General features: G+C 63.2%; 23 protein-coding genes and 1 pseudogene. 19 read left to right on the forward strand and 5 right to left on the reverse strand.

The features are described from left to right. Nucleotides 1-405 precede the first annotated feature (405 nt). The 9 genes from FJ867_RS11155 to FJ867_RS11195 all read left to right on the forward strand — a co-directional run bounded on the left by FJ867_RS11155 (nucleotide 406) and on the right by FJ867_RS11195 (nucleotide 11,166). Nucleotides 406-2,187: an acetolactate synthase 3 large subunit gene (locus FJ867_RS11155; protein WP_140516486.1), complete on the forward strand. Its 1,782-nt coding sequence runs from the start codon at nucleotides 406-408 to the stop codon at nucleotides 2,185-2,187. An 82-nt stretch (nucleotides 2,188-2,269) separates the two neighbouring features. Next, nucleotides 2,270-2,842 carry an acetolactate synthase small subunit gene (gene ilvN, locus FJ867_RS11160; protein ID WP_023676680.1) on the forward strand — a complete coding sequence of 191 codons (573 nt, stop codon included), beginning with the start codon at nucleotides 2,270-2,272 and terminating at the stop codon, nucleotides 2,840-2,842. Between the two features lie 109 nt (nucleotides 2,843-2,951). Beyond that, nucleotides 2,952-3,548 carry a LysE family translocator gene (locus tag FJ867_RS11165; protein ID WP_140516483.1) on the forward strand — a complete coding sequence of 199 codons (597 nt, stop codon included), beginning with the start codon at nucleotides 2,952-2,954 and terminating at the stop codon, nucleotides 3,546-3,548. Nucleotides 3,549-3,763: 215 nt separating this feature from the next. Further along, complete coding sequence (locus FJ867_RS11170) at nucleotides 3,764-5,050, forward strand: efflux RND transporter periplasmic adaptor subunit (RefSeq protein ID WP_140817385.1); 1,287 nt, start codon at nucleotides 3,764-3,766, stop codon at nucleotides 5,048-5,050. Next, nucleotides 5,047-8,208, forward strand: coding sequence for an efflux RND transporter permease subunit (locus tag FJ867_RS11175; RefSeq protein WP_140817386.1), 3,162 nt, complete (start codon nucleotides 5,047-5,049; stop codon nucleotides 8,206-8,208). Before FJ867_RS11170 ends, FJ867_RS11175 begins: the two co-directional genes overlap by 4 nt. 73 nt (nucleotides 8,209-8,281) lie before the next feature. Next, entirely contained in the window at nucleotides 8,282-8,905 is a 624-nt protein-coding gene (gene nthA, locus FJ867_RS11180; RefSeq protein WP_140521167.1) for a nitrile hydratase subunit alpha, read from the forward strand. After that, the gene (gene nthB, locus FJ867_RS11185; protein ID WP_140521166.1) at nucleotides 8,902-9,561 is read left to right on the forward strand and encodes a nitrile hydratase subunit beta; all 660 of its coding nucleotides are present in this window, start codon (nucleotides 8,902-8,904) and stop codon (nucleotides 9,559-9,561) included. The genes nthA and nthB overlap by 4 nt, the downstream gene beginning before the upstream one ends. After that, entirely contained in the window at nucleotides 9,548-9,910 is a 363-nt protein-coding gene (locus FJ867_RS11190) for a nitrile hydratase accessory protein (protein ID WP_181168352.1), read from the forward strand. The genes nthB and FJ867_RS11190 overlap by 14 nt, the downstream gene beginning before the upstream one ends. Nucleotides 9,911-10,038: 128 nt before the next feature. After that, the gene (locus FJ867_RS11195; RefSeq protein ID WP_140656828.1) at nucleotides 10,039-11,166 is read left to right on the forward strand and encodes an ATP-dependent RecD-like DNA helicase; all 1,128 of its coding nucleotides are present in this window, start codon (nucleotides 10,039-10,041) and stop codon (nucleotides 11,164-11,166) included. On the opposite strand, the gene FJ867_RS11200 is transcribed toward FJ867_RS11195, so the two are convergent. Then, nucleotides 11,159-11,560 carry an STAS/SEC14 domain-containing protein gene (locus FJ867_RS11200; protein WP_140521265.1) on the reverse strand — a complete coding sequence of 134 codons (402 nt, stop codon included), beginning with the start codon at nucleotides 11,558-11,560 and terminating at the stop codon, nucleotides 11,159-11,161. The two genes, FJ867_RS11195 and FJ867_RS11200, sit on opposite strands and share 8 nt — an antisense overlap. A gap of 112 nt (nucleotides 11,561-11,672) precedes the next feature. Between FJ867_RS11200 and FJ867_RS11205 the strand changes: the two genes are divergently transcribed. The 3 genes from FJ867_RS11205 (at nucleotide 11,673) to FJ867_RS11215 (ending at nucleotide 15,517) form a co-directional block, all read left to right on the forward strand. Further along, entirely contained in the window at nucleotides 11,673-12,413 is a 741-nt protein-coding gene (locus FJ867_RS11205; RefSeq protein ID WP_140521165.1) for a pyridoxine 5'-phosphate synthase, read from the forward strand. A 103-nt stretch (nucleotides 12,414-12,516) separates the two neighbouring features. Beyond that, entirely contained in the window at nucleotides 12,517-14,436 is a 1,920-nt protein-coding gene (locus FJ867_RS11210) for a potassium transporter Kup (protein WP_140495382.1), read from the forward strand. Nucleotides 14,437-14,476: 40 nt separating this feature from the next. Continuing rightward, nucleotides 14,477-15,517 carry an aldehyde reductase gene (locus FJ867_RS11215; RefSeq protein ID WP_140521164.1) on the forward strand — a complete coding sequence of 347 codons (1,041 nt, stop codon included), beginning with the start codon at nucleotides 14,477-14,479 and terminating at the stop codon, nucleotides 15,515-15,517. 39 nt (nucleotides 15,518-15,556) lie between these two features. Here the strand turns inward: FJ867_RS11215 and FJ867_RS11220 are convergent, their stop codons facing one another. Beyond that, nucleotides 15,557-16,450 carry an SDR family oxidoreductase gene (locus FJ867_RS11220; protein WP_140495386.1) on the reverse strand — a complete coding sequence of 298 codons (894 nt, stop codon included), beginning with the start codon at nucleotides 16,448-16,450 and terminating at the stop codon, nucleotides 15,557-15,559. A 134-nt stretch (nucleotides 16,451-16,584) separates the two neighbouring features. Here FJ867_RS11220 and FJ867_RS11225 point away from each other — a divergent pair, with 134 nt between their 5' ends. Next, nucleotides 16,585-16,995: a helix-turn-helix domain-containing protein gene (locus tag FJ867_RS11225; protein WP_140495388.1), complete on the forward strand. Its 411-nt coding sequence runs from the start codon at nucleotides 16,585-16,587 to the stop codon at nucleotides 16,993-16,995. A 79-nt stretch (nucleotides 16,996-17,074) separates the two neighbouring features. Here the strand turns inward: FJ867_RS11225 and FJ867_RS11230 are convergent, their stop codons facing one another. After that, a complete protein-coding gene (locus FJ867_RS11230) occupies nucleotides 17,075-17,812 on the reverse strand; it encodes a glutathione S-transferase family protein (protein WP_140521163.1) in 738 nt (245 codons plus the stop codon). A gap of 100 nt (nucleotides 17,813-17,912) precedes the next feature. On the opposite strand from FJ867_RS11230, the gene FJ867_RS11235 reads away from it, so the two are divergent. From FJ867_RS11235 to ilvC, 3 genes are all read left to right on the forward strand, one after another. Then, the gene (locus tag FJ867_RS11235; protein WP_140516702.1) at nucleotides 17,913-18,371 is read left to right on the forward strand and encodes a MarR family winged helix-turn-helix transcriptional regulator; all 459 of its coding nucleotides are present in this window, start codon (nucleotides 17,913-17,915) and stop codon (nucleotides 18,369-18,371) included. Between the two features lie 150 nt (nucleotides 18,372-18,521). Then, on the forward strand, nucleotides 18,522-19,175 hold the full coding sequence (locus FJ867_RS11240) for a TetR/AcrR family transcriptional regulator (RefSeq protein ID WP_140516455.1): 654 nt from the start codon (nucleotides 18,522-18,524) through the stop codon (nucleotides 19,173-19,175). A gap of 25 nt (nucleotides 19,176-19,200) precedes the next feature. After that, nucleotides 19,201-20,220, forward strand: coding sequence for a ketol-acid reductoisomerase (ilvC, locus tag FJ867_RS11245; RefSeq protein ID WP_140495398.1), 1,020 nt, complete (start codon nucleotides 19,201-19,203; stop codon nucleotides 20,218-20,220). Between the two features lie 69 nt (nucleotides 20,221-20,289). Here ilvC and FJ867_RS11250 read toward each other — a convergent pair whose 3' ends face one another. Beyond that, complete coding sequence (locus FJ867_RS11250) at nucleotides 20,290-20,859, reverse strand: BA14K family protein (RefSeq protein ID WP_140495400.1); 570 nt, start codon at nucleotides 20,857-20,859, stop codon at nucleotides 20,290-20,292. 188 nt (nucleotides 20,860-21,047) lie between these two features. On the opposite strand from FJ867_RS11250, the gene FJ867_RS11255 reads away from it, so the two are divergent. From FJ867_RS11255 to FJ867_RS11265, 3 genes and pseudogenes are all read left to right on the forward strand, one after another. Next, nucleotides 21,048-22,160, forward strand: coding sequence for an endonuclease/exonuclease/phosphatase family protein (locus FJ867_RS11255; protein ID WP_140564195.1), 1,113 nt, complete (start codon nucleotides 21,048-21,050; stop codon nucleotides 22,158-22,160). 3 nt (nucleotides 22,161-22,163) lie between these two features. Beyond that, nucleotides 22,164-22,880 (forward strand): hypothetical protein, encoded by a 717-nt coding sequence (locus FJ867_RS11260; RefSeq protein WP_140495404.1) that lies wholly within the window; start codon nucleotides 22,164-22,166, stop codon nucleotides 22,878-22,880. Between the two features lie 85 nt (nucleotides 22,881-22,965). Next, nucleotides 22,966-23,214: pseudogene (locus FJ867_RS11265) on the forward strand (PIN domain-containing protein); the annotation flags it as partial. A gap of 23 nt (nucleotides 23,215-23,237) precedes the next feature. Here the strand turns inward: FJ867_RS11265 and FJ867_RS11270 are convergent. Beyond that, complete coding sequence (locus FJ867_RS11270; protein WP_140521160.1) at nucleotides 23,238-24,455, reverse strand: ABC transporter permease; 1,218 nt, start codon at nucleotides 24,453-24,455, stop codon at nucleotides 23,238-23,240. Nucleotides 24,456-24,457: the final 2 nt, after the last annotated feature.

Here is a 24,457-nt window from a genome sequence, read left to right on the forward strand (position 1 = left end):
CTGCCTTTGCCGAGCTTGGGGTCCGGCCTCGGGCAGTATCGCGGCAAACCATGGGCCGCGTCACGTCGCCAAATAGTTCGCTTTGTTTTCAAGGGTTTGACCAGCGACCCGACGTCGAGCCGGGTCTAAATGACGGCGTGCGCGTGCTTCGTGCCATGCATCGGGCAAGCCGGCATGAAAGCGGAATCGACCCCATTGACGAACGGCTGCTTTCACCCTTATGGTTCGCCACCATGAAAAAGGCACTCATTCTCGTAGGAAGGCGCGTGGGCAAGGCGGTGTAACCGCCGGGCGAAAACCTCCCATGCGCAACACACAGGCTCCCTCGGGGGCCTTTTTTATTGCCTTAAACACGACTAAACGACCAGCAAATCGCCAGATGGCGGACAGTACGGGACCAAACCGATGAGCAACGGACAGAGCGAGCGGCGCGAAATGACTGGCGCCGAAATGGTGGTGCAGGCGCTGAAGGACAATGGCGTCAAGCATGTCTTCGGTTATCCGGGCGGCGCGGTTCTCCCGATCTATGACGAGATATTCCAGCAGGACGACGTCGAGCACATCCTGGTGAGGCACGAGCAGGGCGCCGGCCACGCGGCCGAGGGCTATGCGCGCTCGACCGGCAGGGCAGGCGTCATGCTGGTGACATCGGGTCCGGGCGCGACCAACGCGGTGACGCCTTTGCAGGACGCGCTGATGGATTCGATCCCGCTGGTGTGCCTGACCGGGCAGGTGCCGACCTCGCTGATCGGTTCGGACGCTTTCCAGGAGTGCGACACGGTCGGCATCACGCGCCCCTGCACCAAGCACAATTGGCTGGTGAAGGACGTCAACGAACTTGCCGCAACCATCCATGAGGCCTTCCATGTCGCCACCACCGGCCGTCCCGGTCCTGTCGTGGTCGACATCCCGAAGGACGTGCAGTTCGCCAAGGGTTTTTACGTTTCTCCGCAAACCGCGCCACGCACCAGCTATCAGCCGAAGGTGCAGGGTGATCTGGAGAAGATCAAGGCGGCGGTCGAGCTTTTGGCCGGTGCCAGGAAACCGATCATCTACAGCGGCGGCGGCGTCATCAACTCCGGTCCGGAAGCGAGCCATCTGCTGCGCGAACTGGTCGACCTCACCGGTTTCCCGATCACCTCGACGCTGATGGGGCTCGGCGCCTATCCGGCATCTGGCAAGAACTGGCTCGGCATGCTCGGTATGCACGGCACCTACGAAGCCAACATGGCCATGCATGACTGCGACGTGATGGTCTGCATCGGTGCGCGCTTCGACGACCGCATCACCGGCCGGCTCAACGCGTTCTCGCCGAACTCGAAGAAGATCCATATCGACATCGATCCGTCCTCGATCAACAAGAACGTCCACACCGACGTGCCCATTATCGGCGATGTCGGCCGGGTTCTGGAGGATCTCGTGCGGCTGTGGCGGGCAACCGCCAAGGCCGACAAGAAGGCGCTCTATCCCTGGTGGGAGCAGATCGCCAAATGGCGCGCGCGCGATTCGCTCGCGTACAAGATGAACAACGACGTGATCATGCCGCAATATGCCATCCAGCGGCTCTATGCCCTGACCAAGGACATGGACACCTACATCACGACGGAGGTCGGCCAGCACCAGATGTGGGCGGCCCAGCACTACCATTTCGAGAAGCCGAACCGCTGGATGACGTCCGGGGGGCTCGGCACGATGGGTTACGGCCTGCCGGCGGCACTGGGCGTGCAGATCGCGCATCCGAACGCGCTGGTCGTCGATATCGCCGGCGACGCTTCGGTGCAGATGACGATGCAAGAGATGAGTGCCGCGGTGCAGTTCGACGCGCCGATCAAAATCTTCATTCTCAACAACCAGTATATGGGCATGGTGCGGCAATGGCAGCAGCTGCTGCACGGCAACCGGCTGTCGCATTCCTACACCGAAGCCATGCCTGATTTCGTCAAGCTGGCCGAAGCCTATGGCGGCCACGGTATTCGCTGCGACAAGCCGGACGAGCTGGACGATGCCATCAAGGAGATGATCTCGGTCAGGAAGCCGGTGCTGTTCGACTGCCGCGTGGCGACGCTCGCCAATTGCTTCCCGATGATCCCGTCGGGCAAGGCGCACAATGAGATGCTCTTGCCGGACGAGGCGACGGACGAGGCGGTGGCCAACGCCATCGACGCCAAGGGCAGGGAACTGGTTTAGCAGCGGACAGAGGCAGGGCTGTCGCGAGAAGCCGTGCGTAAACAGAGATTAGATCCAAGAGTTTGAAGTCGAGATTCACATCATGAACGCACAGCTACAACCGACCGGCTCCGCCTATTTCATCGCCAAGGAAACGGAAAAGCCCGAGAACCACACGCTTTCAGTGCTGGTCGACAACGAGCCGGGCGTGCTTGCCCGGGTCATCGGCCTGTTTTCCGGGCGCGGCTACAACATCGAGAGCCTGACGGTCTCGGAAACCGAGCATGAGAAACATCTGTCGCGCATCACCATCGTGACGCGCGGCACGCCGCATGTGCTGGAGCAGATCAAGCATCAGCTCGAGCGCATCGTGCCGGTCCACCGCGTCGTCGACCTCACCGTGCGCTCGCAGGAGTTCGGCCAGGAGCGGCCGCTGGAGCGGGAACTGGCGCTCGTCAAGGTCGCCGGCACCGGCGAGGCCCGCGTCGAGGCGCTGCGCCTGGCGGATGCCTTCCGCGCCAGCGTCATCGACGCCAACACCGAGCATTTCATCTTCGAGATCACCGGCAAGGGCTCCAAGCTCGACCAGTTCATCGCCATCATGAAGCCGCTCGGCCTGGTAGAGATCTGCCGCACCGGCGTGGCGGCGATGAACCGTGGCCCGCAGGGGATGTAGCACCGGTAAGTTTCTCCACAGCGTGACGACGGGATCGGCCACCGGCCGAGGGTGGCCTTTGTGCGGTCGTTGGAAGTGACAATAATACTGGCTTATCTGGGAGGATATCATGTCGCTCGACGCATTCCTCGCCTTGCTTGTCTACGCCTTCGTGACCTCGATCACGCCCGGGCCTAACAATCTGATGCTGCTCGCCTCAGGTGTGAATTTCGGCCTGGTGAGGAGCGTGCCGCATATGTTCGGCATCAGCATCGGGTTTCTTGTCTTGCTGCTGGCGGTCGGCCTTGGTCTTGGCGCCGTGCTGACGGCGTTCCCGGCGCTGCACACCGCGCTCAAGATCGCCGGCGCCGCCTATCTGCTCTACCTTGCCTGGAAAATCGCCATGTCACGCTCGCTCAGCGGCAAAGGCGAGACGAAGGCGCGGCCGATGCGTTTCATCGAGGCGGCGGCGTTCCAGTGGGTCAATGCCAAGGCCTGGGTGATGGCGATCACCGCCATGGCCGTCTACTCCAATCCGGAGCATCCGTTCCTGTCGGTGGCGCTGATCTCGGTGGCCTTCACCATCGTCAACCTGCCGAGCGTTTCAGTGTGGGCGGGATTCGGCACGGCGCTGCGCGGTTTCCTGTCCGATCCCGTGCGGCTGAAATGGTTCAACATCGCCATGGGCGTGTTGCTGGCCGCGACGCTTTGGCCGATGCTGCGGTAAGCTGTCCAGGCTCGCGATCCGGCTTTTGCACGCGATCATAGTGGGCTGCCCATCCATTGTGCAGTGCACATTAAATCTTCGTAATGCCGTGTTTTGGCCCTTTTCCGCCAAAGCCCTGTCCTATCTATTCAGCGAAATCGCGGCAGGCAGTCGTGATTTGAGCTAGAATACGACCACCTGGCTATGGCGTGTCGGACGGAGAGGGTCTTTTGTCGATGCGTGGAAAAGTCATTCTTTCATTGCTTGCGGTCGCCTGCGCAGGCGCGGCCTGGCTCTATCTGTCTCCCGACACGCTGAGCAGGGCCCGGCAGATCATCGGTGCAAAGCAGGTCGCGTCGGACAAGCCGACGCCGGATAGGCAGGATCCGCAGGCAGGGGCCAAGCAGGCGGCCGGCGGCACTGGCGCCCGTTCGGCCTCGATCATCTCGGCCACGGCAACGACGGCCGATTTCCCGGTCCGGCGCTACGCCATCGGCTTCGTCTCCTCTCCCGCCGTGGTCAGCATCAACGCGCGCGTGTCCAGCCAGATCGTGTCGATCGACGTCAAGGACGGGCAGATGGTGAAAACCGGCGATCTCCTGTTTTCGCTGGATGACCGTGCCTTGAAGGCGCAGCTCGCCAAGGATCAGGCGACGCTCGCCAAGGATCAGGCGCTGCTTGCCAGTTCGAATTCCGATCTTCAGCGCGCCAAGGATCTTGTCGCCAAGCAGGCCGGTACGCAGCAGACCTACGACCAGGCCGTTGCCGCGCAGAAGGCGGCGGCAGCGACTGTCGATGCCGACAAGGCGACAATCGATGCAGACAATGTCCAGCTTGGCTTTGCCAGGATCACCGCGCCGATTTCCGGCAGGCTTGGCGCGGTCAACGTTGCCGTGGGCGATCTCGTGACCACGAGCAATGGCAGCAGCAGCACCTCGACCCCGCTCGTCACCATCACCCAGATGGATCCGCTGCAGGTGAACTTCAACCTGCCCGAAAGCAACCTTGCGCTGCTGCACAAGGCACTGGCAAAGCCACAGCAAGGGGCAGTGACCCTGACCCAGGACGGCGACCCGACACCCATTGGCAAGGGCACGCTCGATTTCGTCGATTCCAGCGTCGATACCGCTTCCGGCACCATCGCAACGCGAGCCAGCATACCCAACGCCGATCTGTCGCTGTGGCCGGGCCAATATGTGAATGTCGTGCTCGACGCCGGCATCATGCCGCAGATGACGTCCGTCCCCACGGTCGCGGTGCAGCCCAGCCAGAAGGGACCGTTCGTCTATGTGGTCAAGCCTGACAACACAGTCGAAATGCGGCCGGTGCAAGTGGCGCTGACCGAAGGTCAGAACAGCGCCATCAGCGATGGCCTGAAAAGCGGCGAGAAGGTTGTTATCGAAGGCCAGACGCGACTGAAGAACGGGGCTGCCGTGCACGAAGGCAAGGCATCCGCCGGATCCGGCGACCAGGCAGCACCCAAGATCGCGCAAGCGGACAAGGCCGGCGAGGCGGCCCAATGATCTCCGAGTTCTGCATTCGCAGGCCTGTCGCCACCCTCCTGATGTCGTTCGCCCTCGTTCTGGGCGGGCTGTTCGCCTACAAGTTCCTCCCGGTGGCCGCGCTGCCCAGTGCCGAATTCCCTGTCGTCAACGTCTCGGCTCAGCTACCCGGAGCCTCGCCGGAAACGATGGCAACGTCGGTGGCGACGCCGCTGATCAAGCAATTCGCCACCATTGCCGGAATCGATTCGATCTCGACCACCAACTCGCTCGGCCAGACCTCGATCGCCATCCAGTTCGTGCTCAACCGCGACATCGATGCCGCGGCCGCGGACGTGCAGGCAGCGATCGCGCGCACGCAAAGATCGCTGCCGCCGCAGATGACCTCGCCGCCGAGCTACCGCAAGGTCAATCCGGCCGACGCGCCGATCCTTTTGATGTCGCTGGTCAGCGATACGGTTCCGCTGACCGATCTCGATGCTTTCGCCGAAAACGTCATTTCGCCGTCCCTGTCGACCATCGACGGTGTGGCGCAGGTCTCAATCTTCGGCCAGCAGAAATATGCAGTCCGCATTCAGATCGACCCGACCGCGCTTGCCGCGCGCGGCATTTCGATCGACCAGCTGCAGGCGGCGATCGCATCCGCCAACTCCAACACCCCGCTGGGCGTTCTGAAGAACAACAAACAGCAGTTGACGATCACGGCCAATACGCAGCTGACCGACGCCGCCGGATTCTCCAACCTCATCATCGCCACCAAGAACGGTCATCCGGTACGGCTGGGCGAGGTGACGCGCGTCGTCGATTCGGTGCAGACCACGACGACTGCCAGCTGGTATGACGGCACGCGCGCGATCATCATGGCGGTGCAGCGCCAGCCCGACGCCAACACTGTCGACGTCGTCGACAAGGTCAAGGCGATGCTGCCGTCCTTCCAGGACCAGATGCCGGCCGCCGCCCAGATCAAGCTGCTCAACGACCGTTCGACCTCGATCCGCCAGGCCGTGGACGACGTGCAGTTCACGCTGCTGTTGACCATCGCGCTGGTGGTCATGGTGATCTTCGTGTTCCTGCGCCGCGTTACGGCGACCATCATCCCGGCCGTGGCGGTGCCGATCTCGTTGATCGCCACGCTCGGCGCGATGTTCCTGTTCGGCTTTTCCATCGACAACATTTCGCTGATGGGCCTGACGCTTGCGGTCGGCCTCGTCGTCGACGACGCCATCGTGATGCTGGAAAACATCTTCCGTCACATGGAGGAGGACGGATTGTCGGCTTTCGATGCGTCGCTGAAGGGCGCGCGCGAAATCGGCTTCACCATCATTTCGATTTCGATCTCGCTGGTGGCCGTGTTCATCCCGGTGCTTCTGATGGGCGGCGTCATCGGGCGCATCTTCAACGAGTTCGCCGTCGTGGTGACGGTCGCCATCCTGGCGTCGATGTTCGTGTCGCTGACGCTGACGCCGATGCTGTGCTCGCGGCTGCTGTCGGTGACCAAGGCCGACCGGGAGGCGCATGGCGATGGCCACAGGCGCGATTTCATCACCCGCGGCTACGACCGGATCTTGAGCTTCTGCCTGCGGCACACCTTCCTGGTGTTCCTGGTTTTCATAGGCACCGCGGCGGCGTCGGTGTGGCTGATCGAGGTCTCGCCGAAGGGCTTTTTCCCGCAGGAGGATATCGGCCAGATATCGGTGACGACCATTGCGCGCCAGGACATCTCGTTCGACGCCATGGCAAAGCTGCAGGGGCAGGTGGCCAGCGTCTTCTCGCATTCGCCCTATGTCGACCATGTTGCGTGGTCGGCGGGCAGCGGCAACAATGCGCTCAACCAGGGGCAGCTTTTCGTCCAGCTCAAGGGCAAGGACCAGCGGCCCAATATCGAGAAGGTGCTTGCCGATCTGCGCAAGCAATTGGCCGGCGTCGCAGGCATCGAGACCTACATGCAGCCTGTGCAGAATCTGAGGCTGGGTTCGCGCTCGTCTGCCAGCGCCTACCAGCTCGTGGTTCAGGGCCTCGACACCGGCCAGACAGACACCTGGGCGCAGAAACTGAATGACGCGATGGCGGCCGATCATGCGACCTTCACCGACGTCACCAGCGATTTGCAGAACAATGCGCTGCAGGCGACGCTGGTGGTGGATCGCGACAAGGCGGCCCAGCTCGGCATCGACACCGACACGCTGCGCTCGGCGCTTTATGGCGGGTTCGGCACCGACCAGGTTTCGACGATCTTCGGCTCCGCCGACAGCTACGAAGTCATCACCGAGCTCGATCCCAAGATCGAGTGGTCCCCGGAGCGGATGCTGGCCATCCAGATGCGGACGGCGAGCGGCTCGCTGGTTCCGCTTGGCGCCTTCGCCCGGGTCGATCGCACGGCCGGCGCCTTGACGGTCAACCAGCTCGGCCAGCTTCCGGCCGTGACGATCTCCTACAATCTGCCGCAAGGCGTGGCGCTCGGCGACAGCGTGAGCCGCATCAACGCGCTCAAAGAGCAGATCGGCATGCCGGAGACGATCTCGACCAGCTTCGCCGGCACGGCCAAGACCTTCCAGGACTCGCTCGCCAACCAGGGCCTGCTGATCGGCGGCGCGATCCTCACCATCTATATCGTGCTTGGCATTCTCTATGAGAGCTTCATCCATCCGCTCACGATCCTCACAGGCTTGCCATCGGCTGTGCTGGGAGCGGTTGTCGCCTTGCGCTTCGCCGGCATGGACCTGTCCGTCATCGCGGTGATCGGCATCCTGATGCTGATCGGCATCGTCAAGAAGAACGGCATCATGATGGTCGACGTCGCGCTCGAATTGCGACGAGAAGGAATGTCGGCCACCGAGTCCATCCACAAGGCCTGCCTGATGCGGTTCCGGCCGATCATGATGACGACGCTGGCCGCCTTGATGGGCACGTTCCCGATCGCGCTCGGCACGGGCGCCAGCGCGGAGCTGCGCCAGCCGCTGGGCGTCGCCGTTGTCGGCGGTCTGCTCGCCTCGCAGGCGCTGACGCTGTTCGTCACACCGGTAATCTATGTCTACATGGAAAATTTCTCGGGCTGGCTGGTCGGGCTGATGCCGAAGCGCAAGCCCGAATTGCATCTGGTCGAAGCGGGGGATCAGCCTTCGCTGTTCGACGATGATGACGAAATCCGAGGCGAGCCGCAAAAGACGGCCGCGGAGTAGTGTATCCGCGTCGCGCCCACTGGCCCAAGTCGTCATGCTTGCGGCCGGCGGATCGCAGCCGTAGTTTGTGGCCATGTCCCACGATCATGACCACGACAACGAACTCGATCCGTTTGCCGCTCGCGTGCGCGCGCTGGAAACCATTCTCACCCGCAAGGGATTGATCGATCCGGCCGCGATCGATGTCATCGTCGATACCTACGAGACCAAGATCGGTCCGCGCAACGGCGCGAGGGTGGTGGCCAAGGCCTGGAGCGATCCCGCTTTTGCCGACTGGCTGAAGCGCGATGCGACGGCGGCGATCGGGTCGCTGGGCTACACCGGCCGGCAAGGCGAGCACATGCAGACGGTGTTCAACACCGAAGAGACGCACAATCTCGTCGTCTGCACGCTGTGCTCCTGTTATCCATGGTCGGTGCTCGGCCTGCCGCCGGTCTGGTACAAGGCGCCGCCATACCGCTCGCGCGCGGTCATCGATCCGCGCGGCGTGCTTGAGGAATTCGGGCTGACGCTGCCGGCCTCAACAAAGATACGCGTCTGGGATTCGACGGCGGAGTTGCGCTATCTCGTCGTCCCGATGCGGCCTCAAGGAACCGATGGCTGGAGCGAGGAGCGCTTGTCCGAATTGGTAAGCCGCGATGCCATGATCGGCACCGCGCTGGCCCAAAAAACGGAACAAACGGGGGAGCCGGCATGAACGGCCCGCAGGATCTCGGTGGACAGATGGGATTCGGACCGGTGGCGCCGGAACGGGACGAGCCGTATTTTCATGCCGACTGGGAGCGGCGGGCGCTCGGCGTGACGCTCACCGCCGGCGGAATGGGCGCCTGGAATATCGATGAGAGTCGGCATGCGCGGGAATCGCTGCATCCGGCCGACTATTATGCCTCCAGCTACTACCAGATCTGGATCAAGGCGCTGGAAACCCTGCTCAAGCGCCATGGTTTCGTCAGCGAGCGTGATCTCAAGGCAGGCGAGGCGATCGATGCGGCGGCGACGCCCAAAAGAGTGCTGAAGGCCGATGACGTTCCGGCCGTGCTGGCCAAGGGCGCTCCGTGCAACCGGCCGGTCGAAACGGCGCCGCGGTTCAGGGCCGGCGACCGCGTGCGGACCAGGAATTTCAATCCGACCGGCCACACCAGGCTGCCGCGCTACGCGCGTGGCAAGCATGGGAGGATCGAAGCGGTGCGCGACGGCTTTGTATTCCCGGACACCAACGCGCATGGGCAGGGCGAGAACCCGCAATGGGTCTATACGGTGGTTTTCGACGGAGCCGAGATCTGGGGCGACGGGGCCGATCCGACGCTGACCGTGTCCATCGATGCCTGGGAGAACTATCTTGAACCGGCCTGAGGCGAACGGGCCTGCCGGTCTGCCCGCCGGCCTCGATGCGCCCGTCTTCGCCGAGCCCTGGCAGGCCGAAGCCTTCGCGATGACGGTGGCGCTGCACGACAAGGGCCTGTTTTCGTGGAGCGAGTGGGCGCAGGCACTGTCGGCCGAAGTGAAGAAACCCGGCGCCGGGGCTGACGGCCATGACTATTACGAACATTGGTTGGCAGCGCTGGAAACGCTGCTGGCGTCGAAAGGATTGGCCGCCAAGCCCGATGTCGATGCGATGGCACGGGCCTGGGAGCGCGCCGCGCATGCCACGCCGCACGGCAAGCCGATCCTGCTGGAGAACGATCCGCACGCCGTCAGGTGATCGTGCGGACACGCCGCCCGTTCCCTTTACGTTCCCGTCCTCGCCTGATAACCTTGTTTGCCGCCGGCTGCCTCGATGGCGGTGGCCGCCATCTTGTCTTTCCCTTGCGAATCCGGTCACACGATCAGATGGAATTTTCACCCCAACAGGACGAGGCGCTGCAGGCGGTCGCGCGCTGGCTCAAGGCCGGCAAGCCGCAATTGTTCCGGCTGTTCGGCTATGCCGGCACCGGCAAGACGACGCTGGCGCGCTATTTCGCCGAACATGTCGACGGCCAGGTGCAGTTCGCCGCCTTCACCGGCAAGGCGGCGCAGGTGCTGCGCTCCAAGGGCGCGGTCAATGCCCGCACCATCCATTCGCTGATCTACAGGCCCAAGGGGGAGGAATCGGTCGAAGACGAGGTGACTGGCAAGACGTCGATGTCGCCGACTTTTTCGCTCAACCGGCAGAGCCCGATCTCGCGTGCGAAACTGGTCATCATCGACGAATGCTCGATGGTCGACGAGCAGCTTGGCCGTGACCTCTTGAGCTTTGGCACGCCGATCCTGGTGCTGGGCGATCCCGGCCAGTTGCCGCCGATCTCGGGCGGTGGCTTCTTCACCGACCACGAGCCGGATTTCCTGCTCACCGAAATCCACCGGCAGGCGCGCGACAATCCGATCCTGCGGCTGGCGCTCGACGTGCGCGAGGGGCGCGAATTCATGCGCGGCGACTACGGCACGGCGCAGGTGATCGGCAAGGAAGACGTCAACCAGGACCTAGTGCTGAGGGCGGACCAGGTGCTGGTCGGCACTAACCGCACGCGCCGCCGCTACAACCAGCGCCTGCGCGAGCTCAAGGGGTTCAATGCCGACTATCCGCAGGCCGGCGACAAGCTGGTGTGCCTGCGCAACGACCCGGCCAAGGGCCTGCTCAACGGTTCGCTGTGGACGGTGATGACCTCGTCGCGCGAGACGGTGAAACCTGGCATCAACCTCCTGGTGTCGCCCGAAGAGGATGATCCGGACCGCGGTGTCGCCAAGATCAAGCTGCTCAAGGCGGCGTTCGAGGATCCCGACGCCGATATCCCGTGGCAGCAGAAGAAGCGGTTCGATGATTTCGACTATGGCTATGCGCTGACCGTGCACAAGGCGCAGGGGTCTCAGTGGAACGAGATCGTGCTGTTCGACGAAAGCTGGGCGTTCAAGGAAACGCGCCAGCGCTGGCTTTACACCGCGATCACCCGGGCGGCCGAACGGTTGACGATCGTCAGGTAGCGGAGCCCAGTTGCCTGGCGCCGAGCCATTGCCAGGCATCGGCCTCGTCTTTGAAATGCCTGAGTTCGACCGGCGGCGGGGTAGGGAGGAAGTCTCGCGCCTGCGCCGTCCAGTCCGGCTCGCCGATCGCGGCACAACGGCCGATATGCTCTGCGGCCTGGACCGCGCCCTGTCGCAGCGTCTCGTCCGATATGTCGCTCCAGTCGACGCCGTCATGATCGATCACGCGCACCAGCACATCGATTCGCGGGTGAAGCGCGTAAGCCGCTTCGAGCAGGCCGAACAGGTTTTCCGCGTCGGCCGCCGAGACATGGCCGACGATATCGATGGCGAAGAGATCCTCACGGTCCGTATCGATGCGCCGGATTGCCGGCACGGCTTCGAGGAAATTCAAGGGATCGTATCCTTTCACAAACGTCATCCGATCTTCTGGAACACCGGAAACCCCCTATCTGTTCCAGTCAAAGGCGGTATAGATGCGCCGAAATCGAGCAGGATCCGAAGCCATGCCCGCAAAGCTTTCCGTCAATCTCAACGCCATCGCCATGCTGCGCAACCGGCGCGACCTGCCGTGGCCCGATGTGATCACGCTTGGCCGCATCGCGCTTGCGGCGGGAGCGCATGGGCTGACGGTGCATCCTCGCCCGGACGAGCGCCATACCCGCCGTTCAGACCTGCCTGAGATCAGGGCCTTGATCGACGATGAGTTCCCGCGGGCCGAATTCAACATCGAGGGCCATCCGACCGAGGATTTCCTGGCTCTCGTGGAAAAGCATCAACCGGAACAGGTGACCCTGGTGCCTGACGATCCCTCCCAGGCAACCTCGGACCATGGCTGGAACTTCATCGCCGATGCAGCGTTCCTGACACCGATCGTGAGACGCCTGAAGAAGGGCGGTTTCCGGGTCTCGTTGTTCTCCGATGCGGATCCTGCCGGCATAAACGCCGCGCGCGATACCGGCGCCGACCGTATCGAGCTTTACACGGGACCTTATGGCAGTTGCCATGCCGATTCCGCCAAGGCGGCCAAGGAGCTGGAAAGACTGGGAAAAACCGCCGATGCGGCCTTTGTCGCGGGCCTTGAGGTCAATGCCGGGCACGATCTGACGGTGAGCAACCTGCCGGCCCTGGCGCGACGCGTTCCGGCATTGGCCGAAGTGTCGATCGGACATGGGTTGACAGCCGACGCGTTGGAGTATGGCATGGCCGGCACGGTGGGCCGATTTCTCAGGGCTTGCGGGTGGTAATGGTGGCAGCCTCGCGTGCAAAGCATGGCAGCCATAACGCGACGGTACTTGATATTGCATCGCAGCAAGCGTAGAGCACCGCCCGCTTATCGGAGTGTCGTTCATGGCCCTTGCCAACACTGGTAGTGAGGCAGAAACCGTCGAACAATCGAGCCATCCTGAGATCGAGCAGCACAGCACCAAGGTGTTGATGCTCGGCGCGCTCGGCGTTGTTTACGGCGATATCGGCACCAGCCCGATCTACGCGTTCCGCGAGGCGCTGGTGGCGTCGTCGGGCGGCGAAGTGGCCGACCGTGGCGACATTCTTGGCGTTCTCTCGCTGATCATCTGGTCACTGACGATCATCGTCACCATCAAATACATCATGTTCGTGCTGCGCGCCAACAACCGCGGCGAAGGCGGCGTGCTGTCGTTGATGGCATTGGCGCGCGGCAGTTTCCCGAAGCGCTCGGCGATCATCCTGGGCATCGGTATCGTCGGCGCCTCGCTGTTCTTCGGCGACGCCGTCATAACCCCGGCAATTTCGGTGCTCTCGGCGGTCGAGGGCATGAATGTCGTCACGCCGACCTTCCAGCCTTATGTCGTGCCGCTGACACTGGTCATCCTGGCGGTTCTGTTTTCGGTGCAGCGCTTCGGCACCGGCGGCGTGGCGCTGATCTTCGGCCCGATCACCGCGGTCTGGTTCCTGGCTATCGGCCTGTCCGGCCTCAACCATATCATCGCCGATCCGGAAATCCTGTGGGCGATCAGCCCGCACTATATCGTCGCCTTCCTGATCAATTCGCCCGATGTCGCCTTCGTCACCATCGGCGCCATCTTCCTTGCGGTCACCGGCGCCGAAGCGCTTTATGCCGATCTCGGCCATTTCGGCCGCAAGCCGATCGTGCTCGCCTGGCTGGCGATCGTGTTCCCTTGCCTGCTGCTCAACTATGCCGGCCAGGGCGCCTTCGTGCTGGCCAAGAACGGCGTGGTCGGACATCCCTTCTTCGAAATGAACGAAGGCTGGACGCTGATCCCGATGGTGGTGCTGGCGACCGCCGCGACGGTCATCGCCAGCCAGGCGGTGATTTCAGGCGCATTCTCGCTGACCAGGCAGGCGGTGCAGCTCAACATGCTGCCACGGCTGGAAATCCTGCACACGTCGGAAAAACAGTCCGGCCAGATCTACATGCCGCGCGTCAACCTGTTGCTGGCGCTGGTGGTGATGATGCTGGTGGTGGGCTTCGGCGAATCCAGCAGGCTGGCTTCGGCATACGGCATCTCGGTGACCGGCAACATGCTGGTGACCACCGTGCTGCTGTTTGTCGTCATGACCCGCATCTGGAAATGGCGGCTGTGGGTGGCTGTCGCGATGACAGCCTTGTTCGGTTTCATCGATGTCGGGTTCTTTGCTTCCAACATCGTCAAGGTGTTCGAAGGCGGCTGGGCCTCGCTGGCGGTGGCCTTCACCATCGTTCTGGCGATGTGGACCTGGGTGCGCGGCAGCCGTTATCTCTTCGACAAGACCCGCCGCAACGAGATCCCGCTCGATTTCCTGGCCGGCAATCTGTTGAAGAAAAAGCCGCAACTGGTATCCGGCACCGCGGTGTTCCTGACCAGCGATCCGCTCAGCGCGCCGACCGCGCTGATGCACAGCCTGAAGCACTACAAGGTGCTGCACGAGCAGAATGTGATCCTCTCGGTGGTGACCGCGCCGCAGCCGGTGGTGCCCGACAGCGACCGGGTCAAGATGGAGACGGTCAACGAGCTGTTCATGCGGGTGACGCTGACCTTCGGCTATATGGAGCAGCCCAACATCCCGCGCGCGCTGGCGATCTGCCGCAAGCAAGGCTGGAAGTTCGACATCATGACGACCTCCTTCTTCCTGTCCCGGCGCTCGCTGAAAGCCTCGCCCAATTCCGGCATGCCGGTGTGGCAAGACCGGCTGTTCATCGGGCTGGCGCGCACGGCGGCCGACGCCACTGAATATTTCCAGATACCGACCGGCCGTGTGGTAGAGATCGGCACGCAGGTGGCGATCTGACGGTCTCGATCGCCTTGGGCTGACGCTTCGGGGGACGGGCATGAGCGGCGAATTGGTGCTTGTCACCGGCGGATCTGGCTTTCTCGGCGCTCACTGTATCCTTGAATTGCTGAAGGCTGGCTACCGCGTGCGCACGACTGTGCGCTCGGCCAGGCGGCAAGCCGATGTCCTGGCCATGCTCAAGGCAGGTGGCGTCGAGCCGGATGACAGGCTCTCCTTTACAATCGCCGATCTCATGAGCGATGCCGGCTGGCCGCTAGCCGCTGCGGGCTGCGACTATGTCCTGCATGTCGCCTCGCCGTTCCCGCCCGGCGTGCCCAAGCATGATGACGAGCTGATCATTCCGGCCCGTGAAGGCGCGTTGCGGGTGCTGCGGGCGGCACGAGATGCCGGTGTCAGACGCGTCGTGCTGACGTCCTCCTTCGCGGCTGTCGGCTACGGCAAGATGCCGCCCGACGGCCGTCCGTTCACCGAGGAGAGCTGGACCGATCCGATGGGAAGGGTCAGCGCCTATGTGAAGTCGAAGACGCTCGCCGAGCGCGCGGCCTGGGATTTTATCGCCGCCGAGGCGGGCGGGTTGGAGCTTGCTGCCGTCAACCCCGTCGGCATCTTCGGGCCTGTGCTTGGCCCGGACCATTCGACCTCCACCGAATTTGTCCAACGCATGATGAATGGCGCCATGCCGGGGCTGCCGCGCCTGTCCTTCGGCGTCGTCGATGCACGCGACGTGGCGGACCTGCATATCCGCGCCATGACCGATCCAGCTGCCAACGGCGAGCGCTTCTTGGCGGTGGCCGGCGATTTCATGACCGTGCGGGAAATCGCGCAAACCTTGAGAAAGCGGCTCGGTAACGCGGCGAAGCGCGTTTCGACCAGAGAGCTTCCCGATTGGCTGGTGCGCATGGTGGGACTGTTCAATCCGGAAGTCGCGCAGCTCGTGCCTGAGCTGGGCAAGGTCAAGAATGCCACCAATGCCAAGGCGGTTCGCATGCTCGGCTGGAAGTCGCGTTCGCGCGAAGACGCGCTGGCTGCGACCGGAGAGAGCCTTATTCGGCACGGCCTGATCAAAACATCGAAGTAGGGGCGGAAAGTCGAGAACAGACTTCCCGCCGCGTGGATTTCAACCTGCCAGGGCAGCCTTGTTCGCCTCGAGGAATTGTCTCAACGTCCTTGGCGTCCTGCCGGAAAGCATCTCGATCGCGTCCGTCACCATGGCGATGCGGCCGGCACGCGTGTTGACGTCGAAGGAAACGATGACGCCGGCAAAATCCTCGGGAACGCCTGATGCCTTTACCCCTTCGGTCAGGACATCATCCGAAACCTGCACGACATCGAGCGGCTTGCCGGTGACTTCGCTGACAAGGGCGGCGATCTCTGCCGTCGTGTACGCTTGCGGGCCAGTCAGCGTGTAGGTTTTGTTGTCGGTCGAGCCGGAAGCGAGACCGGCGGCGATCGCCGCTGCCATGTCGTCGCGCGCGCCATGGGCGATGCGGCCTTCGCCGGCGGACGTGTACCAGTGCCCCGAGGCGATCGCGTGCGGCAGCGCCATGAACAGGTTCTCCTGGTACCAGCCGTTGCGGAAGATCGTGTAGGGGATGCCGCTCGCCTTGATTGCCTGCTCGGTGCTGTAGTGGTCACCGGCAAACAGGACCGGCGACACCGGTTCCGGGTTGGGCATCGAGGTATAGAGCAGGTGCGAGACGCCGGCGTTTTTGGCCGCCGCGACGGCATTCTCGTGCTGCTTCAGGCGCTTGCCGCTTTTGAGATCGAGATCGCCGGTCGAAATGATCAGCGCCTTGTCGGCGCCCTTGAATGCGGTTTCCAGCGAAATGGCGTCGTTGAAGTCTGCGGCCCTGACAACGACGCCGCGCACCGCCAAATCTGCCAGGCTTTCGGGATTGCGCGTGATAGCGATGATCTTTGCAGGCGGAGTTTTATGCGCGTCCAGGAGATAGCGGATGACGCCGCGGCCAAGCTGGCCGGAGGCGCCGGTGACGAGAAGGGTTTCGGTCATCGGAGATCCTGATTTGTGCCGAAGCGGCGGGTGCTCTAGTGGTCTCAGAAAGAGACCAGCACTAAAATAGGAATTGACCTGTCGCCGTAAAGAAGGCAGTTTTTCGGGAGGTAGGCACACCCAGGGAACCAGCGATGGACGGCAAGGTCACCAATCTGAAATCGAAGCTGGAGACCTACAAAGCGATGAGCGGGGGCGGTAATTTTGCCGATTGTCCGGTTCGCAATGTCATCCAGGGCGTCAGCGGCAAATGGAGATCGCTGCTGGTGATGGCGCTGGCTGAAAGGCCGTATCGTTTCGGCGAGTTGCGGCGGCTGGTGCCTGACATTTCGCAGCGCATGCTGACCCAGACACTGCACGATTTGCAACGCGACGGTTATGTGCATCGTGAAGTGTTCCCGACCAAACCACCGAGCGTTGAATACAGCCTGACCGATCTCGGGCGCTCGATGTTCGGCGCCTTTCATCAACTGATCCTATGGGCCGAACTCAACCATGATGCGGTGCGCGAAGCGCGTGCGGATTTTGATGCCGCCCAGGCATAAGCCGCGTGGTGGCGCCGCGACGCCGCGCATTCGCCGCAGTTCCTGGCCTCGATGGTGGCCGGCACGGTGGTCGATCCGTTCAGCCGAACTGGGCTGGCGGAAGCGCGCTGGCCCGATCGTTCTTGCGAATGACCGTCGAAAGATACGATCCCTTCGCCCGCAGGAAGGCATGCAGGCGCAGTGGATAGTCCTGCGCCACGGCATGCTTGACGGACGGGCGTCCACTCAATGCCTGGCGCCAGGCCTGGACGAGCGGTTTGCCGTCCAGAATGCCGAAATCGCCGATCCGGTCGAAGGTATCGATGTAGCGGAAGACAGGGCCGTAGACTGCGTCGACGAGCGAAAAGCGCCCGCCTTCGAACCATGGTCCAGTCCGGCCGGCTTCGCCCGCCAATTCGGTCTCCACACGATCGAACATTTCCGACAGCGTCCGAGACTCGGCAAGGAATCCTGCCTCGGTCGACGCCGAATAGAACCGGCCGACGGCGTTGAGGATGGCTGAGCCATACTCGATCCAGGCACGATGCCGGGCACGGGCATAGGGGTCGGCCGGGTGGAGGGGATTGGCCTCAGTTTCTTCGAGGAATTCGAGGATGACGGCGGATTCGAAGATCACCGTCTCATCGTTCCCCCGCTGCACGCGCAGCAGCGGCACCTTGCCGAGCGGCGAGACCGCCTTGAACCAGTCAGGCTTGTTGGCGAGGTCGATGTCGACGCGCTCGAACGGCACGCCTTTCTCGGTCAGCGAGATCGCCGCACGCTGGACATAGGGGCAAAGGGGATGGCTGACGAGAATGAGGGTGCTGGCATGCTTCATCGGATTTGCCTCTCAATATCGATGCATTCGCATCTATCTAGATGCAAATGCATTGGTCGTCAAGCTTGATGCAATTGCATCTATCTCTTATGATGCCGTCATGATCGAGACAGCCATGCCATCGCCGGAGGCCATCAAGACCTGGGCACGCCTGATGCGGGTATCACGCCAGCTGGTGGAACGTGCCGAAGACGCGCTGAAGGAAGGCGGCCTGCCGCCGCTTGCCTGGTATGACGTGCTGCACGAACTCGCTGAGGCGGGCGAGGGCGGCTTGCGGCCGTTCCAGCTGATCGAACGAACCCTGTTCGCGCAGTATAATATTTCGCGGCTGCTGGCCCGACTTGAAGCCGATGGGTTTGTCGAGAAGCTGCCGGTGGCTGATGACGGCCGCGGCCAAACCGTCCGCATCACGGCCAAGGGACGAGAGACGCGCCGCCGTATGTGGGCCGTCTATGGCAGGTCGATCGCGGAGCTGGTTGGCGACAAGCTCTCGCCGCAAGAACTGAACACGGTATCGGCCTTGCTCGGGCGGTTGCGCGATCCACCAGCCGGCGACTGAACATACGCGTTGCGCGGCTGCGGGGACACGGGGAAGACATTTCGTCATTTTGGCCTTGCGCCGATCTTCGGATTGCGCAATATGCCGAACCGTAACGTACGGTACTGAGCTCGGGCGATCTACGGCTCTACCATCAAACGGGAACAGAGCGTGTTGCAGGCAAATGCCGATATCGACAACGGCGAAGCGCTGACGGAGCGTCAGAAGGCGGTCCTGGATGCAGCGCTCCGCCTGCTGGTCGAAGAGGGCGACAATCTGACCATGACCGCAGTGGCGCGGCGGGCGAGCTGCTCCAAGGAAACGCTCTACAAATGGTTCGGCGACCGCGACGGACTGCTGACGGCGACGGTGCAATGGCAGGCCTCGAAGGTGCGGGTGACGGCGGTCGACGGCAGGGGGCTCGACCTTGCGTCGTTGGCCGCGAGCCTGGAGCGATTTGCTTCCGACTGGCTGAAGGTCATTTCCAGCGACACTTCGATCGCACTCAACCGGGTGGCGGTCGGCCATGCCGGTTCGGGCAAGGATGATCTTGGCGCGGTGGTGCTGGAGAACGGGCGCTTTGCCCTCGCCAAGCGCCTGAAGCCGGTGCTGGAGGCCGGCCGCCAGGCCGGGCTGCTCGATTTCTCGGACGCCGAGACGGCGTTCCGTACGTTTTTCGGGCTGGTCGCCCGCGACGTGCAGATCCGTCTCTTGCTTGGCGACCGGCTGGAATTGACTGAGGCGGCGATCGGCGGTGATGCCGTCCGCGCGACGCAGCAGTTTCTCGCTCTTTTCGGAGCAAAAACCGGGCCGCAAGGCCTCTGATCTTCAAACGGGAAGGAAGACAAAAATGCGCGTCTATTACGATCGTGATGCCGATCTCAACCTGATCAAGGGCAAGAAGGTCGCCATCATCGGCTATGGCAGCCAGGGCCGGGCGCATGCGCTCAACCTCAAGGATTCCGGCGCCAAGGAGATCGCCATCGGCCTCAAGGCCGGATCGGCGACCGCCAAGAAGGTCGAGGCCGACGGGCTCAAGGTGATGAGCGTGGCCGACGCCGCCAAATGGGCCGACCTGATGATGATGGCGACGCCCGACGAATTGCAGGCCGACATCTACAAAAACGAGATCGCGCCGAACATCCGCGACGGCGCGGCAATCGCCTTCGCGCATGGCCTCAACGTGCATTTCGGCCTGATCGAGCCGAAGTCGACGGTCGACGTCGTCATGATCGCGCCGAAGGGGCCCGGCCATACGGTGCGCGGCGAATACCAGAAGGGCGGCGGCGTGCCGTGCCTGGTCGCCGTCAACCAGGATGCTTCGGGCAATGCGCTCGACCTCGCGCTCTCCTACGCCTGCGGCGTCGGCGGCGGCCGTTCGGGTATCATCGAGACCAATTTCCGCGAGGAATGCGAGACCGATCTGTTCGGCGAGCAGGTCGTGCTGTGCGGCGGCCTGGTGGAGCTGATCCGCGCCGGGTTCGAGACGCTGGTGGAAGCCGGCTATGCGCCCGAAATGGCCTATTTCGAGTGCCTGCACGAGGTCAAGCTGATTGTCGACCTGATCTATGAAGGCGGCATCGCCAACATGAATTACTCGATCTCGAACACCGCCGAATGGGGCGAATATGTCTCGGGGCCGCGCATCATCACCGCCGAGACAAAGGCCGAGATGAAGCGGGTGCTGAAGGATATCCAGACCGGCAAGTTCACCTCGGAGTGGATGCAGGAATACCGTGCCGGCCTGTCGCGTTTCAAGGGCATCCGCCGCAACAACGACAGCCATCAGATCGAGGAAGTCGGCGCCAAGCTGCGCGCGATGATGCCGTGGATCTCCAAGAACAAGCTGGTCGACAAGGCGAAGAACTGAGCGATCCACGCTCCAAAAGAAACGGCGCCGCGCGGCGCCGTTTTTTATTGCAGGATTGTGCGGCCTGGCTCAGCGATAGGGCGAGTAGCACTGCTGGCGTGGGCCGTTATAGGGCTGGAAGGTGTTGTCGTAAGCGCGATACGAGCGGTATCTGTTGTAGCACCACCGGACATGGGCGCTCGACAGCCGGCCGGCGCGATAGTAGCGGCGCGGCGGTGCATCGTAGTAATTGTAGTTGTTGTACATGCTGCCGAGGCCGAGCCCCAAGCCAAGCCCCAGGATCGCGGCGCCGGCGCTGTCATCATAGTAGCGGCCGCGATAATGGTGGCGGCGCCAACGCCAATCATCGCCGCCGTTCCAGTGACGACCGCTCCAGTGACGGCCGCCCCAATCGCCGCGGTTCCAATTGCCGTGGTTCCACCCGCCCGACCGGCGCCATCTCCAGTCGTTGTTGAAGCTCCGGTTGTTGCCGCCGGCCCAGCTGTCACGCACAGGCGTGACCGTCGGCGCCGCGGTGCTGGCTGGGATCGACAGCTCCGGCTGAAGGATTGGTCCGGCAGCGGATGGTGCCGTGATGCCGGAGAAGATACCGAGCGCTATCAGCCCGGATTTGACTGTGGAAGAAAAGAGCGCGTTCATTGCACTTCTCCAAGAGAACAGGCCCCACGCCGACCCTGGGATGGGCCCACTGTGGGTCTTTGCGTCTGAACGGCGGATGAACGGAAAGGTTCCCTCAACCATGGCGCGAGGCGCGCCAGGATCAATCGATTCCAGCTGGTGGTTGCCCGGCCTTGTTTTCTGCCGCGCTTGCGGGCAAAGGTCATGATATGTCGCTGCGTCTTGCAACCTTCAATGTCGAGAACCTGATGAACAGGTTCGATTTCTCCGGATACCGCAACCAGCTCAACGAGGACCGGACGCTGGCTCTCTTCGATATCCAGAGCGAGGCCGAGTACAAGATGCTGGAGCAGGCCCGCGCCATCGCGCAGTCGGACGACATGCGGCAGCTGACGGCGCTGGCCATAGCGGCCACGCGCGCGGATATCATCTGCATGCAGGAGGTCGACAATATCGAAGCCCTCAAGGCGTTCGAATATGGCTATCTTTTCAAGATGGTGGGGCAGGGCTACCGCCAGAAGTACACCGCTGCCGGCAATGATTCGCGCGGCATCGACGTCGCCGTGATGATGCGCAGCGAGACCGCGCAGGGCCAGCCCATCGAATTCGTGCGCATGACCAGCCACGCCTATGTGACCTATGAACAGTTCGGGCTGCACACGCCGGAGCTGGCGGCGCTCGGCAACCAGCCCAATGAACGCATCTTCCGGCGCGACTGCCTGGAAGTGGACATTACCGTGGGCGGCTCGCCGCTGACGCTCTATCTCGTGCACTTCAAGTCGATGGGCTCGCCCCGCAACGGGCTCGACGGGCGTGAAGCGACGATGCCGATCCGCATCGCGGAGGCGCAGGCGGTGCGCCGGATCATCGAGGAGCGCTTCGGGGCAGATCATGCAGCCGACAAGCGCTGGGCGATCTGCGGCGACATGAACGATTACCGCCAGCGCGTGAAGATCGCCGGCGACGAATTCGACGGCTATCGTTTCGAGGTGGTCGACGAGAACCTGTCCTGCATCAACGTGCTGACGGCCGGCGGTTTTTGCGAAAACGTGGTCGAGAGGCGGCCGGAAATGAACCGCTGGACCTTCTACCACACGCGTGGGCCGCAAGAGCGGCATTTGTGCCAGCTCGATTATATCCTGCTGTCCAAGGGATTGGCGGCTAAGAACGCCACCGCCGTCCCGGACATCATCCGCAACGGCCAGCCCTGGCGCACGATCTTTCCTGCCGGCCAGGAAGTGGAGCGCTTTCCGCGCGCCGGCTGGGACCGGCCGAAGGCATCGGACCATTGTCCGGTGGCGATCACGCTGGACATGGCCTGAACCGTGAGCTTCGACCTGCCGCGCAATGTCATTTTGCCGGTCGACGCCGTCGATGTCAGGCTCGACCCCGGCCCGCATCCTTTCGCGCTGGACAATGCCGAGGCGATCGCCGCGAACTGGCAGCACGAGATCGCGGCCAACCCCGCGCTGTTCGACGGTCCCGTGGTGCTGCTCTCGCGACTTGCCTGGCGCGACAATCGCCTCGTCGGCCGGTGCCACGCGGTCAACTACTCCACCTTCATGCTCTGGCGGAAGCGGCGCGAGAATTCGGGCGCCGAGCACGCCTATGCCCATGCCATGCTCGTGGCCGGCGACAATGCGCTGGTGGCGATTCGCATGGCCGCCCACACCGTTACTGCCGGCCGCGTCTATTTCGCCGCCGGTTCCTTCGAACCGGCCGATTTTCGCGATGGCCTCGTCGATGTCGATTTCAATATGATCCGCGAGGTGCGGGAAGAAACCGGCCTCGACATTTCAGGCGCCGCACGCGGCCTGCATTACCATGCCCTGTCGACGGAAAGCGGCACGGTGATCTTCCGCCGATACCGGGTTCCCGAGCCCGCCGAGGAGATCGCGCGGCGCATCTCGGCCTTCGTCGCAACCGAGGCCGAACCGGAGATCGTCGGTCCGGTCATCATCCGCCACGCCGCCGACCTGCCGCACGGGCTGATGCCGCACATGAAGCCGCTGATCGAGTGGCATTTTGCGAACGCGGACTAAACCTTACCTTCCGTGCTGATCGCCAATGCCGGCATACGAAGGTCTGAGTGGCTGCCTGCAACCCCAAACATCGGGTGCGTGCGCGGACAATCGTCTCGATCAGGATGTGTTGCCACTGTTTGCAGGCCGCATTCTGCCTTTCGACCTCGACGCGTCGCGCGCCTATGCCGACCTCATGGTAAAGGCGAGAGCCTCAGGCAAGGCGATCGGCAATGCGGATGCCTACATCGCGGCCACGGCCGCAGCAAACGGTCTTACGGTCGCCACCCGCGACACCGGCCCATTCGCGGCCGCCGGATTGAATACGATCAATCCCTGGGAAACAGCGTCGTAGCCGCGCCTTTGCTTCCAATCGCCTTATTCATGCCGCAGCGCGTCGATCGGGTCGAGCCTGGCGCCGCGCAGCGCCGGGAAGAAGCCGAAGACCATGCCGATCAGCGCGGAAAAGCCGACGGCGAGCAGGATGACTGCCGGGCTCGGCGCAAAGGGAATGGCCAGCGTCGCCGAGGCGAGACCGGCCAGCGAGAGCCCGATCAGGATGCCGATGATGCCGCCGAGCAGCGACAGCACCGTCGCCTCGACCAGGAACTGGATGAGGATGTGCTTTTCATGCGCGCCGATGGCGAGCCTGATGCCGATCTCGCGGGTGCGCTCGGTGACCGACACCAGCATGATGTTCATGATGCCGATGCCGCCGACCAGCAGGCTGACGCCGGCGACCGCGCCCAGCATGCCGGTCATGGTGGTGGTGGCGCTGGCCATGGCATCGGCGATCTGGGTCATGTCGCGGATCGCGAAATCGCTTTCGCGGTCGGGCGTGAGGCGTCTGGCGTCGCGCAGAATATCCTCGACGCGCGGCTGCAGCTCGCTGGTCGGGGTGCGGTCGTCGGCGGCGACGTAGATGTTGTCGATGTTGCGGTTGCCTGCAATGCGCCGCTGATAGGCATGCAGCGGCATCAAGACGACATTGTCCTGGTCCTGGCCGAAGCCGGTATAGCCCTTCGGCTCGAGCAGGCCGATGATCTTGCAGGAGGTGCGGTTGACGCGGATGATTTCGCCCTCAGGGTCGCCAGCGCCGAAGAACTGCTGGCGCACCGTCTCGCCGATCAGGCATACGCCGGTGCCCGAGCGGGTCTCGGACTCGCTGAACGAACGGCCTGAGACCAGTTTCCAGTCGCGAGCATCGAGATAGGCACTGTCGGTGCCGGTGACGCCGGAGGTCAGGCTCTCGGTACCGAAGATGACGCGGACCTGCTTCTGCGAGGCCGGCGAAATGGCGCGTGCGCCTGTCAGATGGGCAATGAGCGCGGCAAGATCCTTTTCGGTGAGCGGACGGACGACCTGGTCGAGCCCGCCCGGGCCGCCGGGACCGGCCGGGCGGCCGGAGCGCACAACCAGAAGATTGCTGCCGAGCTTGGCGATGTCGTCCTTGACCTTGGCGGTGGTGCCGGCGCCAATGGTGAGCATGGCGATGACCGCGGCGACGCCGATGACGATGCCGAGCAAGGTCAGGAACGAGCGCAGCATGTTGCGGCGGATCGAGCGTAAGGAGAGGCGGACGGTTTCCCAGAGCATTG

It is taken from the genome of Mesorhizobium sp. B2-5-3 (assembly GCF_006441005.1).
Taxonomy (GTDB): domain Bacteria; phylum Pseudomonadota; class Alphaproteobacteria; order Rhizobiales; family Rhizobiaceae; genus Mesorhizobium.